11 protein-coding genes are annotated in these 13,611 nt (G+C 60.6%); 5 read left to right on the forward strand and 6 right to left on the reverse strand.

The genetic code is table 11. The features are described 5' to 3' along the window. The first annotated feature begins 3 nt into the window (after positions 1-3). Positions 4-987 carry a nucleoside hydrolase gene (locus ACSBQV_RS23565; protein ID WP_033651212.1) on the forward strand — a complete coding sequence of 328 codons (984 nt, stop codon included), beginning with the start codon at positions 4-6 and terminating at the stop codon, positions 985-987. A gap of 55 nt (positions 988-1,042) precedes the next feature. Here ACSBQV_RS23565 and malM read toward each other — a convergent pair whose 3' ends face one another. The 4 genes from malM to ACSBQV_RS23585 all read right to left on the reverse strand — a co-directional run bounded on the left by malM (position 1,043) and on the right by ACSBQV_RS23585 (position 5,441). Further along, positions 1,043-1,948: a maltose operon protein MalM gene (gene malM, locus ACSBQV_RS23570; protein ID WP_069100417.1), complete on the reverse strand. Its 906-nt coding sequence runs from the start codon at positions 1,946-1,948 to the stop codon at positions 1,043-1,045. A gap of 97 nt (positions 1,949-2,045) precedes the next feature. After that, positions 2,046-3,335: a maltoporin gene (locus ACSBQV_RS23575; RefSeq protein WP_025304461.1), complete on the reverse strand. Its 1,290-nt coding sequence runs from the start codon at positions 3,333-3,335 to the stop codon at positions 2,046-2,048. Positions 3,336-3,367: 32 nt separating this feature from the next. After that, positions 3,368-4,477: a maltose/maltodextrin ABC transporter ATP-binding protein MalK gene (gene malK, locus ACSBQV_RS23580; RefSeq protein ID WP_016930284.1), complete on the reverse strand. Its 1,110-nt coding sequence runs from the start codon at positions 4,475-4,477 to the stop codon at positions 3,368-3,370. Further along, positions 4,470-5,441 (reverse strand): alpha-amylase family glycosyl hydrolase, encoded by a 972-nt coding sequence (locus tag ACSBQV_RS23585; protein ID WP_099784431.1) that lies wholly within the window; start codon positions 5,439-5,441, stop codon positions 4,470-4,472. The genes malK and ACSBQV_RS23585 overlap by 8 nt, the downstream gene beginning before the upstream one ends. Before the next feature lie 358 nt (positions 5,442-5,799). Between ACSBQV_RS23585 and malE the strand changes: the two genes are divergently transcribed. Genes malE through malG form a run of 3 tightly spaced genes read left to right on the forward strand, consistent with a single transcriptional unit; the run spans position 5,800 to position 9,530 of the window. Beyond that, positions 5,800-6,993 (forward strand): maltose/maltodextrin ABC transporter substrate-binding protein MalE, encoded by a 1,194-nt coding sequence (gene malE / locus ACSBQV_RS23590; RefSeq protein WP_046897185.1) that lies wholly within the window; start codon positions 5,800-5,802, stop codon positions 6,991-6,993. 57 nt (positions 6,994-7,050) lie between these two features. After that, complete coding sequence (gene malF, locus ACSBQV_RS23595) at positions 7,051-8,628, forward strand: maltose ABC transporter permease MalF (RefSeq protein ID WP_047573502.1); 1,578 nt, start codon at positions 7,051-7,053, stop codon at positions 8,626-8,628. Between the two features lie 11 nt (positions 8,629-8,639). Next, positions 8,640-9,530 (forward strand): maltose ABC transporter permease MalG, encoded by an 891-nt coding sequence (gene malG / locus ACSBQV_RS23600; protein ID WP_033651207.1) that lies wholly within the window; start codon positions 8,640-8,642, stop codon positions 9,528-9,530. Between the two features lie 208 nt (positions 9,531-9,738). On the opposite strand, the gene psiE is transcribed toward malG, so the two are convergent. Beyond that, positions 9,739-10,146: a phosphate-starvation-inducible protein PsiE gene (gene psiE / locus ACSBQV_RS23605; RefSeq protein WP_015379238.1), complete on the reverse strand. Its 408-nt coding sequence runs from the start codon at positions 10,144-10,146 to the stop codon at positions 9,739-9,741. Between the two features lie 225 nt (positions 10,147-10,371). Here psiE and ACSBQV_RS23610 point away from each other — a divergent pair, with 225 nt between their 5' ends. Beyond that, positions 10,372-11,805, forward strand: coding sequence for a capsule assembly Wzi family protein (locus ACSBQV_RS23610; protein ID WP_099784416.1), 1,434 nt, complete (start codon positions 10,372-10,374; stop codon positions 11,803-11,805). Positions 11,806-11,866: 61 nt separating this feature from the next. Here ACSBQV_RS23610 and pgi read toward each other — a convergent pair whose 3' ends face one another. Beyond that, entirely contained in the window at positions 11,867-13,513 is a 1,647-nt protein-coding gene (gene pgi / locus ACSBQV_RS23615) for a glucose-6-phosphate isomerase (RefSeq protein ID WP_099784418.1), read from the reverse strand. Between the last annotated feature and the right edge of the window lie 98 nt (positions 13,514-13,611).

The following is a 13,611-nucleotide window of genomic DNA, read 5'->3' on the forward strand; positions in this document are numbered from 1 at the left end:
TCTATGCGTTTGATCATTGATTGCGATCCCGGCAACGGCGTTCCCGGCGCCAACGTCGACGACGGCCTGGCGCTGGCCCTGGCGCTGGCGGCCAAACCGCAGCTGCAGCTGGAACTGATCAGCATCGTGGCCGGCAACACCCCGCGCGAAGTGGGCTTCGCCGTCGCCAGCGAGCTGCTGGCGCAAAGCGGCTACCAGGTGCCGGTCGCCCTCGGCGCGGCGCGCGCCCTGAGCGAGCCGCCGGAACCATGGCGCGCGCATCTGGACAGGCCGATCGCCGATCCGAAGCTGGCGGCGCTGTGGCGCGACTTGCCCGCGCCCTCACTCGCCCACGCGCCCGCACCGGACGCCGCCATCGCCATCGGCGAGCTGATCTGCCGCCATCCCGGCGAGATAACGCTGGCGGCGATCGGCCCGCTGACCAACGTTGCGCACGCCATGCAGCTGTACCCGCAGATGGCGCAGGCGGTGAAAGAGATCGTGATCATGGGCGGCGTATTCAACGTCGAGGGATACATCAAGGACACCAATTTCGGCCTGGATCCGGAAGCCGCGCGGCTGGTGCTGAACAGCGGCGCCGCTATCACGCTGGCGCCGCTGGACGTCACCACCCAGACCATGCTGACCCAGGCGGATCTGGCCGCACTGACGCAGCCGGATACGCCGCTGTGCCGCTATTTGCGCGCCACCACGCAGCCGTGGATCGACTATTCGCGCCATACACGGCGCCTGCCGGGCTGCTGGATCCATGATGCGCTGGTGATCGCCTGGCTGCTGGCACCGCAGCTGGTCACGACCGAGATGTTCCATGTGGATGTGGCGCTGGAAGGGGCGCTGACGCGCGGCAGCTCACGCCGTTGGCGGCCGGACAGCCTGCGCCTGACGGTCGGCATGCCGCCGCCGCAGGGCAAGCCGGTGCGCATCATGCAGCAGGTCGATAACGCCCGTCTGCTGGCGTTGATCGGCGCAACGCTGGCCCGCGGATGAAAAAAGGTGCGCCAAAGCGCACCAATCATCGAGCCAGCATCGGCAGCGTCGGGTGTTACCCCTTGCCTTTTACGCTGCTGATAAACGTTTTACGCGCAGTGGTCGAGCCCAGTTTCTCGGCCTCATTCATCAGTTTCAGCGCCTTGTCGATATCGCCCGCCTTCACCGCCTGCTTGATGCCGTTATTGAAGTAGCTTTCGGTATCGTTGAGCATCGGCTCCGCCGGTTTCTCCGGCGTCGGTGCAGGCGCCGCCACGGCGGCCGGTGCGGTTGATCCCACCACCACCGGCGCCACGGTCGGCGCAGGTTGCAGCATGCCGATCATCACGTTGCCGGTGCCCTGTTCCGCGGTCACCTTGAGCTTCAGCGTGCCGGTCGTCGCGTGGCCGGCGATCGGATCCGGGATATCCGGCACCGCGTTACCCACGCCCTGCGCGTAGGCCTTGGCCGGGTTAGTCAGCTGCGTGGTTTTCGCCAAATCCTGACGGGTGGTGTACACCAGCAGGTAAATCTGTTTTTGACCGAGCGCCGGCGTCAGTTTCAACGTGCCTTCGAGGCGATCGGAGGACATTGCTCCCGGCGGCTGATACGGGAAATAGCTGCTCGGGTAATACGCCGCCGGGCGCAGATGCTCGTCCAGCACCAGCACGCTCGGCGCGTACAGCGAATTGTTCTTGGCGAGGCTGCTCAGCGTCACTTCCAGCGAACCGCGATCGGCCGGCAGCGTATAGGCGGCGATCGCCCCCTGAATGTCGCCCTGATTGAGCTGCGGGCTAACGGCGTCGAGCTTCACTTCTTGCGACACCGGCGGTTGCAGCGGCTGCCACGGCAGGCTTTGCAGCGTGGCGGCGCTGATGGCCGGGGCGACGGAAACGTTGGCCGGCGTATCGGCGTTGGCCGCCAAAGGCGCGCCGACGGTCAGCGCCAGCGACAGGCAGAGTGACAGCAGATTCTTTTTCATCGTTATATCCTCTTTCAGCACCGCGGCGGATCAGGCAAGAGATCGGGCCGCGGCGAATGCGGTTGGGGGAGAGCCGGCGGCCCTCCCCGTCCTGTCGTTACCACCAAATTTCCATCTGGGCGCCGAAGGTGACTTCGTCATCCTTGCCGCGGCTGAAGGTATGCATGCTGGTGTCGTTGTAAGCGGTGCCGGCGTTATACCCGGTGTCATCGCCGGTGGCGTAGCCCCACTTCTCGTCCCACTTGGCGTAGGTGGCGAACAGGCGGATGGCCGGACGCGACCAAATGCTGTTGCCCGCCTGCCATTGCTGCGCCAGGGTCACTTTATACTGGCCGTTGCGATCGCCGGTGCGCTGAGATTTGACGTTGTCGTAGCCGGCTTCCAGCAGGGTGCTCATGATCGGCGTCCATTTGTACATCGGACGCACGCCCACGGTGTACCAGGTGGTGCCGTTGTTGTTGTCGCGGTCGATGTCCTGGAACATGGCGACGTACATCAGCGCCCACTGATCGTTGAAGTCGATGGCGCCGTGATCCAGCACGCGGATCATCTTGCCGTTGTTATCGATGGTGGCGCCTTCGTTGCGGCCGTTGTTCTGCGAGGTCATCGAGTCGGTGGCGTACTGCAGCACGAATTTGTTGTAACCGTTCAGGATGCTTTGCGTGTGTTCGGCGGTGAACATCCAGCCGTCTTTGCTGGCGCCGTCGGCCAGGCGGTAGTTATCCTGCGCATTGGCTCGGCCGTAGTCCACGCCCAGCTCCAGGGTGCCGCCCGGGTTCAGCTCCAGCCCGGCCAAGCGCACGTCGAAGGTATCGTTGACGGTCGGACGCTGTTTCCATTCGTTATCCAGGTAGCCGTAAGAGCCGCCGGATTCCGAGTTGCGGGTCACGGCGGCGGACAGCTTGCCGAAGCCCAGATCGATGTTTTCCAGACCGGCGCCCGGGCCGGAGATATCCCAGTAGTAGAAGTCGATCATATGAACGTCATGACGCTGATAGAAACGCTTACCGGCCCACAGCGTGGAGCCCGGCAGCCACTCGATCAGGTTTTTCCCCTGCACGTTCACTTCGCGGAAGCCCGGGGTCACGTCTTCCCAGTCAGAACGCTGCGAAACCGAATAGGCCAGGTTAGTGTCGAAATAGAAGCTCTTGTCGCCTTCTTTCCACACTTCCTGCCCGAGTTTCAGCTCGGCGTAGGTTTCGCACTCGTTGCCGAGACGGTATTTGCTCGCGGCGCCGGTGGCCTTGAAGCACTGTTGCTCACCGCCGCTGCCGGTCCAGCCGATGCCGGAACGGGCGTAACCGTGGAAATCCACGGCCAGCGCCTGAGTAGAGAGAACACCGGCGGCGACAGCCAGTGCCAGAGGAAGTTTGCGCAGAGTAGTCATCATTATTCTCCTGTTATACCGACTTTGATGCTTTAAACGCCCGGCTCCTGGTGCAGCCGTTTACATGCCGTACCGTCTTCACGGAACAGGTGGCAGCGGTGAGGCGGCAGGCCGATGGCGAATGTGGCACCTTCTTCTACCAGCACCACGTCATTCTGGCGGTACACCAGGTTTTGACGGATGGCCGGGATTTGGATATGGATTTGCGTCTCGTTGCCGAGCTGCTCCACCACCTGCACGTCGCCGGTAAGCCGCACTTCAGAGGCTTCGCCGGGCAGCAGATGTTCAGGGCGAATGCCCAGTGACAGGTTGGCGCCCGGTTGGACGCCCGCGCCTTCCACCGGCAGCCAGACCAGCTGACGGTTGGGCAGTTCGACCTGCACCTGTCGCGGCTCCGCCGCGGTGACCTTGACCGGCAGGAAGTTCATCTTCGGTGAGCCGATAAACCCGGCGACGAAGCGGTTGGCCGGGTAGTGATACAGCTCCAGCGGCTTGCCGACCTGCGCCACGCGACCGGCATCGAGCACCACGATCTTGTCGGCCAGCGTCATCGCTTCGACCTGATCGTGGGTGACGTAAATCATGGTGCGCTGCAGGCGCTTGTGCAGACGGGAGATCTCGATGCGCATCTGCACCCGCAGCGCGGCGTCGAGGTTGGACAGCGGCTCGTCGAGCAGGAACACGTCCGGCTCGGCCACCAGCGTGCGGCCGATCGCCACGCGCTGACGCTGCCCGCCGGACAGCGCCTTCGGCCGCCGATCGAGCAGGTGCGCCAACTGCAGCACCTCGGAGACCTGGTTCACCCGTTGATTGATTTCCGCTTTCTTGGCGCCGGCCAGCTTCAGGCCGAACGACATGTTGTCCGCCACCGACAGGTGCGGATACAGCGCGTAAGACTGGAACACCATGCCGATGCCGCGCTCGGAAGGCGGCACTTCATTCATGCGTTTCTCGCCGATCAGCAGGTCGCCGGAGGTGATGTCCTCCAGCCCGGCGATCATGCGCAGCAGCGTCGATTTGCCGCAGCCCGACGGCCCGACAAACACCACAAACTCGCCGTCTTCGATGGTCAGATTGACGTCTTTGGAAATCACGGCCTCACCGAAGGCCTTATAAACGCTGCGCAGTGTCACGCTAGCCATGCGTTACTCCCCTGCTTTCGCAGTTAACATGTCGTGTGAAAATGGCGGAGGCAAAGCCCGCCAAAACCCATTGATGACCCTCTTGCTGCGCGCCGTGCTGCCATGCCAACGGCAAGGTCGCCTCAGACGGCGCGGCCGCCTGAGTATAAGGCTGCAGGTTTATCAGCGCTTCAAGGCATTGATCCTGATGGGTAATAAGTAAGCGCACCACGCCATCGCGCTGGCTGACCGCGCTCAGTTCGCCGCGCTGGAAAAGCGGCGAACGGCGCAGGGCCAGCAGCGTCTGGCAGTAACGCAAGGTGGAGTGGCTGTCGTGCTGTTGGCGACTGATGGCCAACGCGCGGTGTTCGATCGCCACCTGCTGATACCAGCTGACTTCGCCGGCGGTGACCTGTTCGGGCGCTTCATGCCACGGCATCGGCGTTTGCGCGCCGCGCGGATCCTGCAGGCCGGCGGCGTGCGGCAGCCCCAGCTCCTCGCCCTGGTACAGGCAGATCGGCGCCGGCAACATCGCCAGCAGCGTCAAAAAGGCGGCGGCGGAACGCAGGTCGCCCTGCCCCCAGCGGCTGACCACCCGAGGCTGATCGGCGTCGCCGGTGCTCCACAGGCTGTCCGCCAACGTGGCGCGGCGGGCGTGCAGCACCGCCACCAGCTTTTCCGCGCTGAACGGCATCACGTCGAGCGCCAGCGCGCCGTGGGCGAACCGCTGCGCGGCGGCGGCATGACGAACGCGATGGGCTTCGTCGGCGTACCACAGCGTCAGCCCTTCGCCCGTCACCGCCGTTTCGGCCTCCGGCGCCAGCGTCTGCGGCAGCAACAGACCGTCGATCGATAGCGTTTTCAGATACGGCAGCGCCGCCAGCATGCCGTGCGCGTCGCCCACGCCGTCCCCGTTTCCGTCACGGAAACTGGCCGGATGGATCCGGTACAGGGTGGGCTGAGTGGCGATAGGCATTGACGACATAAATCCGGTATCCCTGCTGCGCGTGGCGTTGAAAATCGATGGGCCGATAGTGCGGGAGTCGCCGGAAAGGGTAATCATCCGTAACAGGATTTTTCATGGGGGAGGAGACGGGAGGATGAGAGAACGACCGCGGCGATGAGAAGTTCCGCGCTTAAGGCAAATCTGTGATCAAGCCGGCAAAAATCGCCCCCCTATTTTGTGCCTGACGCCACAGAATAGAGCGCAACGTTAACTGGATCACACTCCTCATCTCAGGGGCGTAGAGGGGGGGAGGATGAGAATATGTCGCGTTGTGACCCACTATGATCGCGAAACGTCTCTCCTTGATTTATGTGCCCACAAAAAGAAGGACTGGATTATGACTCGCAGCATTACCCTCGCCCGTACGCTGGCGCTCTCGGCACTGGCCACTCTGGTGCTCTCTTCTTCCGCCTTCGCCAAGATAGAGGAAGGCAAACTGGTTATCTGGATCAACGGCGACAAGGGCTATAACGGCCTGGCCGAAGTCGGCAAGAAATTCGAAAAAGACACCGGCATCAAAGTCACCGTCGAGCACCCGGACAAGCTGGAAGAGAAATACCCGCAGGTGGCCGCCACCGGCGACGGCCCGGACATCATCCTCTGGGCCCACGATCGCTTCGGCGGCTATGCGCAGTCCGGCCTGCTGGCCGAAGTCCACCCGTCCAAAGCCTTCCAGGACAAGCTGTTCCCGTTCACCTGGGACGCCGTGCGCTATGACGGCAAGCTGATCGGCTACCCGATCGCCGTCGAAGCGCTGTCGCTGATTTACAATAAAGACCTGGTCAAACAGCCGCCGAAGACCTGGGAAGAGATCCCGGCGCTGGACAAACAGCTGCGCGCCGCCGGCAAGAGCGCCATCATGTGGAACCTGCAGGAACCCTACTTCACCTGGCCTATCATCGCCGCCGACGGCGGTTATGCCTTCAAGTATGAGAACGGCAAATACAACATCAAGGATGTCGGCGTCGCCAACGCCGGTTCGCAGGCCGGCCTGCAGTTCATCGTCGATCTGGTGAAAAACAAACACATCAACGCCGATACCGATTACTCGATCGCCGAAGCCGCGTTCAACAAAGGCCAGACCGCGATGACCATCAACGGCCCGTGGGCCTGGAACAACATCGAGCAGAGCAAAATCAACTACGGCGTGACGCTGCTGCCGACCTTCAAAGGCAAACCGTCCAAACCGTTCGTCGGCGTGCTGACCGCCGGCATCAACGCCGCCAGCCCGAATAAAGAACTGGCGACCGAGTTCCTCGAGAACTATCTGCTGACCAACGAAGGGCTGGCGGACGTCAACAAAGACAAACCGCTGGGCGCGGTGGCGCTGAAGTCCTACCAGGAAACGCTGGCCAAAGATCCGAAGATCGCCGCCACCATGCAGAACTCGCAAAACGGGGAGATCATGCCGAACATTCCGCAGATGAGCGCTTTCTGGTACGCCGAACGCAGCGCGGTGCTCAACGCCGTCAGCGGCCGCCAAACGGTGAAAGCCGCGTTAGACGATGTGCAGACCCGTATCACCAAGTAATGTCGTCGTGCGGGGCGCCGTGGCGCCCCGCCGTTGCTTCACAGAAAGGAACGCCCTATGCAATTCGCTCACGCCGGGACGCCCGCGCGTAAAAAATCGAAGTGGTGGCAAAGCGACGCGCTGAAATGGCTGGTGGTCGGCCTGTTCAGCCTGGTGACCTGCTACCTGATTGTGTTGATGTATGCACAGGGTGAATACCTGTTCGCCATCCTGACGCTGATCCTGGTCAGCGCCGGGCTTTACGTCTTCGCCAACCGCCGCGCCTACGCCTGGCGCTATGTGTATCCCGGCGTCGCCGGCATGGGATTGTTCGTCCTGTTCCCGCTGATCTGCACCATCGCCATCGCCTTTACCAACTACAGCAGCACCAACCAGCTGACGTTTGAGCGCGCGCAATCGGTATTGATGCAGCGTCAGTTCCAAAGCGGCAAAACGTTCACCTTCGGCCTCTACCCGGCGGAAAACCAGCAGTGGCGCCTGCAGCTGACCTCGCCGGACAGTGAACAGCCGCTGATTTCCGAGCCTTTCCGCCTCGACGCGACGCCGCCGCTCCCCCTGAAATTGACGGCCCAGAGCGCCGCGCCGCAGGGCGAACCCGCCACGCTGCGGGTGATCACCCAGAACCGGCAGGCGCTGAGCCAACTGGTGGCGCAGCTGCCGGACGGCGATGAATTGCGCATGAGCTCCCTGCGCCAGTTCTCCGGCACCCGTCCGCTGTATGCGCTGGACAAAGACGGCAGCACGCTGACCAATAACCAGACTCAGGTGCGCTACCGGCCGAACGGCGACATCGGCTTCTATCAGGCGATCAACGCCGACGGCGGCTGGGCGCAGGAAACCCTGAGCCCAGGCTATACCGTCACCACCGGCTGGAAAAACTTCCTGCGGGTGCTGCAGGACGAGGGCATCAAAAAACCGTTCGTGTCGATCTTCATCTGGACCCTCGTGTTCTCGGTGATGACGGTGATCCTTACCGTGGCGGTCGGCATGGTGCTTGCCTGCGTGGTGCAGTGGGAGGCGCTGAAAGGCAAGGCTATCTACCGCGTGCTGCTGATCCTGCCCTATGCGGTACCGTCGTTCATCTCGATCCTGATCTTCAAAGGCTTGTTCAACCAGAGCTTCGGCGAGATCAACATGATGCTCAGCCACCTGTTCGGCATCAAACCGGCCTGGTTCAGCGATCCGCTCACCGCCAAGAGCATGATCCTGATCGTCAACACCTGGCTCGGCTACCCGTACATGATGATCCTGTGCATGGGGCTGCTGAAGGCCATCCCGGACGATCTGTACGAGGCCTCGGCGATGGACGGCGCCAACCCGTGGCAAAACTTCTTCCGCATCACCTTCCCGCTGCTGATCAAGCCGCTGACGCCGCTGATGATCGCCAGCTTCGCCTTCAACTTTAACAACTTCGTGCTGATCCAGCTGCTGACCAACGGCGGCCCGGACATGATCGGCACCACCACGCCGGCCGGCTATACCGATCTGCTGGTCAGCTACACCTACCGCATCGCCTTCGAAGGCGGCGGCGGGCAAGACTTCGGGCTGGCGGCCGCCATCGCCACGCTGATCTTCCTGTTGGTGGGCGCGCTGGCGATCCTGAATTTGAAAGCCAGCAAGATGAACTTCGATTAGGGAGAATAACGATGGCCATGGTTCAACCCAAATCCCAGCGCCTGCGCCTGTGGATGACCCACATTTTGATGCTGTGCTTTATCGCCCTGATCATGTTCCCGCTGCTGATGGTGGTGGCCATCTCGCTGCGCGCCGGCAACTTCGCCACCGGCAGCCTGATACCGGAAACCCTCTCCTGGGATCACTGGCGGCTGGCGCTCGGCTTCAGCGTCACCCACGCCGACGGCAGCGTGACGCCGCCGCCGTTCCCGGTGCTGCTGTGGCTGTGGAACTCAGTCAAGATCGCGGCGATCACCGCCATCGGCATCGTGACGCTGTCCACCACCTGCGCCTACGCCTTCGCCCGCATGCGTTTTCGCGGCAAGAGCACGCTGCTGAAAAGCATGCTGATCTTCCAGATGTTTCCAGCGGTGCTGTCGCTGGTGGCGCTGTACGCCTTGTTCGATCGCCTGGGCCAGTACATTCCGTTTATCGGCCTGAACACCCACGGCGGCGTGATCTTCGCCTATATGGGCGGCATCGCGCTGCATGTCTGGACCATCAAGGGCTATTTCGAAACCATCGACAATTCGCTGGAAGAGGCGGCGGCGCTGGACGGCGCCACGCCGTGGCAGGCGTTCCGGCTGGTGCTCCTGCCGCTGTCGGTGCCGATTCTGGCGGTGGTGTTCATTCTGTCGTTTATCGCCGCCATCACCGAGGTGCCGGTGGCGTCGCTGCTGCTGCGCGATGTGAACAGTTACACGCTGGCGGTGGGCATGCAGCAATATCTCAACCCGCAGAACTACCTGTGGGGCGATTTCGCCGCCGCCGCGGTGCTGTCGGCGATACCGATTACCGCCGTGTTCCTGCTGGCGCAGCGCTGGTTGGTGGGCGGCCTGACGGCCGGCGGCGTGAAGGGGTAATTTGTGCCACTGCAGTGCGTTTGATGTTTTTCCTTATCTTTTACCCTATGGATTTCAAGTTACAGCCAGGCGACCAGCTCGCTAAGCCCAGGCGCTTACTTCAGTAAGTAACTGGGGTTAGCGAGTGCAGTCAACAACGCTGTCGCTTGAAAGACGACGGGTAATTATATCCTGTGTCTTTGGCGGCCTTTGGCCGCCATTTTTATCGCTACTCCCGTTTCAGCCGATCGGTGTTGGCCAGATAGAGCGTCACCACCAGCACCAATATCGCCGCCGCGTAGATCAGGGTGTCGATGGGATTTTTGTGATCCACGATAATCAAACGAATAATCGCGGTAATGCCGATATAAATAAAATAGCGTAGCGGGAAATGATAACCCGACTCAAAATACTTGACGATCAAGGCGATAAATTCAAAGTACAGAAAATAAATCACGATGCCTTCAATCAACAGGTAAGAGGACGACTCTTCGCTGTTGATAAATAACACCTTCGCCAGATGGATGGTTTCCTTGACCAGAAACACCACCAGAATTGCCGCCAGCAGCAGAAGGCCCACGTTCAGCACTCGCTGCAGCCCTTTCGCTATCATTATCGAACGCGACGTTTTTGCCATAAAACCTCTCTCTGAATACCGCTTATATGATTCAAGCTTGCCAATATAGGCATTGTCCTAAAAATTACGCCCTTCGCGAAAGCACTTTAAACCCCATTTAATTCATAAAGTTATAATAAGATGTTTCTGAATTATAGATTTGTAGCAAATCGAAATGTCAACTATCATGGGTCACAGAGATCTTTACATAAAACCAATAACCTCGAATTAACAAGGGAATTCTTTATGCGCGCTAAACTTAACGGACTGGTCGCTGCGGGCCTGTTTACCTGTGCATTGTCCGGCCACGCCGCCGGCCTGGTAGCCCCTGACAACGATCTGCGTAACGATCTCGCCTGGTTGTCTGACCGCGGCGTCATCAACGTCAGCCTGTCCACCTGGCCGCTGAGTCAGGAAGAGATCAGTTCCGTTATTGCGCAGGCCAAACCGGTCACCAATACCGAGAAAAACGTCATCGACCGCGTGCAACGCCGCGTTGACGCCCTGAAAGCCAACATCCGCGTCAGCGGTTACGCCTCGACCGATAAACCCGGCACCCCGCAGGGCTTCGGCCAAAACGAGTACGCCGACGATCGCCTGACCATCGGCGCCGGCGCCAACGGCGAGTTCTGGGACGTGCGTCTGCAGGGCTCGGTGGAAGGCGACCAGCGCGTCAGCGACGGCTCCAAATTCAATATGAACGGCTCCTACGGCGCGGTGAAAATCTGGAACCAATGGCTCTCCTTCGGCGAGGTCTCCCAGTGGTGGGGCCCGGGTTACGACGGCAGCCTGATCCGCTCCGACGCCGCGCGCCCGGTCGCCGGCTTTATGCTGCAGCGCGCCGACCAATCGCCGTTTGAAACGCCGTGGCTGTCGTGGATCGGCCGCTGGCAATACCAGTTGTCCGCCGGTCAGCTGTCGCAGTACGCTGCCGTGCCGGATACCAAACTGTTCGGCGGTCGCCTGACCATGATGCCGACCGACTTCCTGGAGTTGGGCGCTTCACGCGTCATGATGTGGGGCGGTGATGGCCGTCCGCACTCCTGGCGTTCCTTCTGGGATGGCGTAACCGGCAACGACAATACCGGCGATCCGAAAAACGATCCGGGCAACCAGTTGGGCGGTTTTGACTTCAAACTCAAGCTGCAGCCGCTAGTCGGCATGCCGGTCAGCCTTTATGGCCAAATCACCGGCGAAGATGAAGCTGGCATGTTGCCTTCGCATAATGCCTATATGTTGGGGCTTGAAGGCCATCCGGAATGGGGCCCGACCACCATCAACTGGCATATCGAAGGTTCTGATACCCGTTCTAACGGCAACGCCAACAACGTGATGTACAACCACTACGTCTATCGGGGCGGTTACTACCAGCAAGGTTACCCACTGGGCCATGCGATGGGCGGCGACGGCCAGATGCTGTCCGGTCGCGTCGAGCTGGTGCTGGACGACAGCCAGCGTTGGAGTACCCGCTTGGTATACGCCAAGGTGAATCCGAACAACCAAACCATCAACCGGGCATTCCCGCGTTCCGATACGCTGAAAGGCATTCAGCTCGGCTGGGGTTACACCTTCCCGTCACAGGTTAAGTTCGACACCAGCCTGTGGTACACCGACAGCGATCACAGCACCGCCGATGACGTGGGCGCCGGCGTCAGCTTCGAAGTGCCGATCAACCTGTAACTTTTCGCAGACGTAAAAAAACCCGCCGCGGCGGGTTTTTTTATTGGCTCAGATCAGGCGATTAGCGCCATTCCTTGAAGCGGTTGATCAGCGCATTGGTCGAGCTGTCGTGGCTGCTGATTTTCTCGCTGCCCGCCAGTTCCGGCAGGATGCGGTTGGCCAGCTGTTTGCCCAACTCCACGCCCCACTGATCGAAGGTGAAGATGTTCAGGATTGCGCCCTGGGTGAAGATCTTGTGCTCGTACAACGCAATCAGGCTGCCCAGGCTGAACGGGGTGATTTCACGCAGCAGGATCGAGTTGGTCGGACGGTTGCCTTCAAACACTTTGAACGGCGCCACGTGTTTGACCTGCTCAGGGGTTTTACCCTGCGCCGCGAACTCGGCTTCCACCGTCTCCAGCGACTTGCCGAACGCCAGCGCTTCGGTCTGGGCGAAGAAGTTGGACAGCAGTTTGGCGTGGTGATCGCCCAGTGGGTTATGGCTGATGGCCGGCGCGATGAAATCGCACGGCACCAGCTTGGTGCCCTGGTGGATCAGTTGGTAGAACGCGTGCTGACCGTTAGTGCCCGGCTCGCCCCAGATGATCGGGCCGGTCTGGTAATCCACCGGATTGCCGTTGCGATCGACATACTTGCCGTTGGATTCCATGTTGCCCTGCTGGAAGTAAGCGGCAAAACGGTGCATGTACTGATCGTACGGCAGAATGGCTTCGGTTTCGGCGCCGAAGAAGTTGTTGTACCAAATACCGATCAGCGCCAGCAGCACCGGCAGGTTTTTCTCCGCCGGCGTTTCGGCAAAGTGCTTATCCATGGCGTGCGCGCCGCTCAGCAGCTGCTCGAAGTTGTCGTAACCGATGGACAACGCGATCGACAGACCGATCGCCGACCACAGCGAGTAACGGCCGCCGACCCAGTCCCAGAATTCGAACATGTTGTCGGTATCGATGCCGAACTCGGCCACCGCTTTGCCGTTGGTGGACAACGCAGCGAAGTGCTTGGCCACGTGTTGTTGATCGACGGCGCTGCTCAGGAACCAGTCGCGCGCGCTGTGGGCGTTGGTCATGGTTTCCTGAGTGGTGAAGGTTTTGGACGCCACCAGGAACAGCGTGGTTTCCGGGTTCAGCGGCTGCAGCGTTTCGGCGATGTGGGTGCCGTCAACGTTGGAGACGAAGTGCATGTTCAGGTGGTTTTTATAAGGACGCAGCGCTTCGGTCACCATGTAAGGGCCGAGATCCGAACCGCCGATGCCGATGTTCACCACGTCGGTGATCGGCTTGCCGGTGTAGCCTTTCCACTCGCCGCCGATGACGCGCGCGCAGAACTGTTTGATCTTGGCCAGCACCGCGTTCACTTCCGGCATCACGTCTTTGCCGTCGACCAGGATCGGGCTGTTGCTGCAGTTGCGCAGGGCAATGTGCAGCACCGCGCGATCTTCGGTGCGGTTGATCTTCTCACCGGCGAACATCGATTTGATGGCGCCTTGCAGATCGGTTTCTTTCGCCAACGCCTGCAGCTTCTCCAGGGTTTCCTGCGTGATGCGGTTCTTGGAATAGTCCACCAACATTTGATCGTTGAAGGTCGCGGAGAACCTGGAGAAACGATCGCTGTCCTCGGCGAACAGGTCGGCGATCCGTACGTCTTTCATCTGTGCATAATGTTGCTGCAGGGCTTGCCAAGCAGCGGTTTGACTAGGATTGATATTTTTCATAGCAACACTCTTAGGCTTGAGAATAAAAATGACGCGTTTGTCCGATTGTAGCCTGTTCGACTGTGATTATGATCGCTTTTCTTGCGATAGGCGCTAAC

Source organism: Serratia sp. B501, from assembly GCF_051172315.1.
Lineage (GTDB): Bacteria > Pseudomonadota > Gammaproteobacteria > Enterobacterales > Enterobacteriaceae > Serratia > Serratia ureilytica.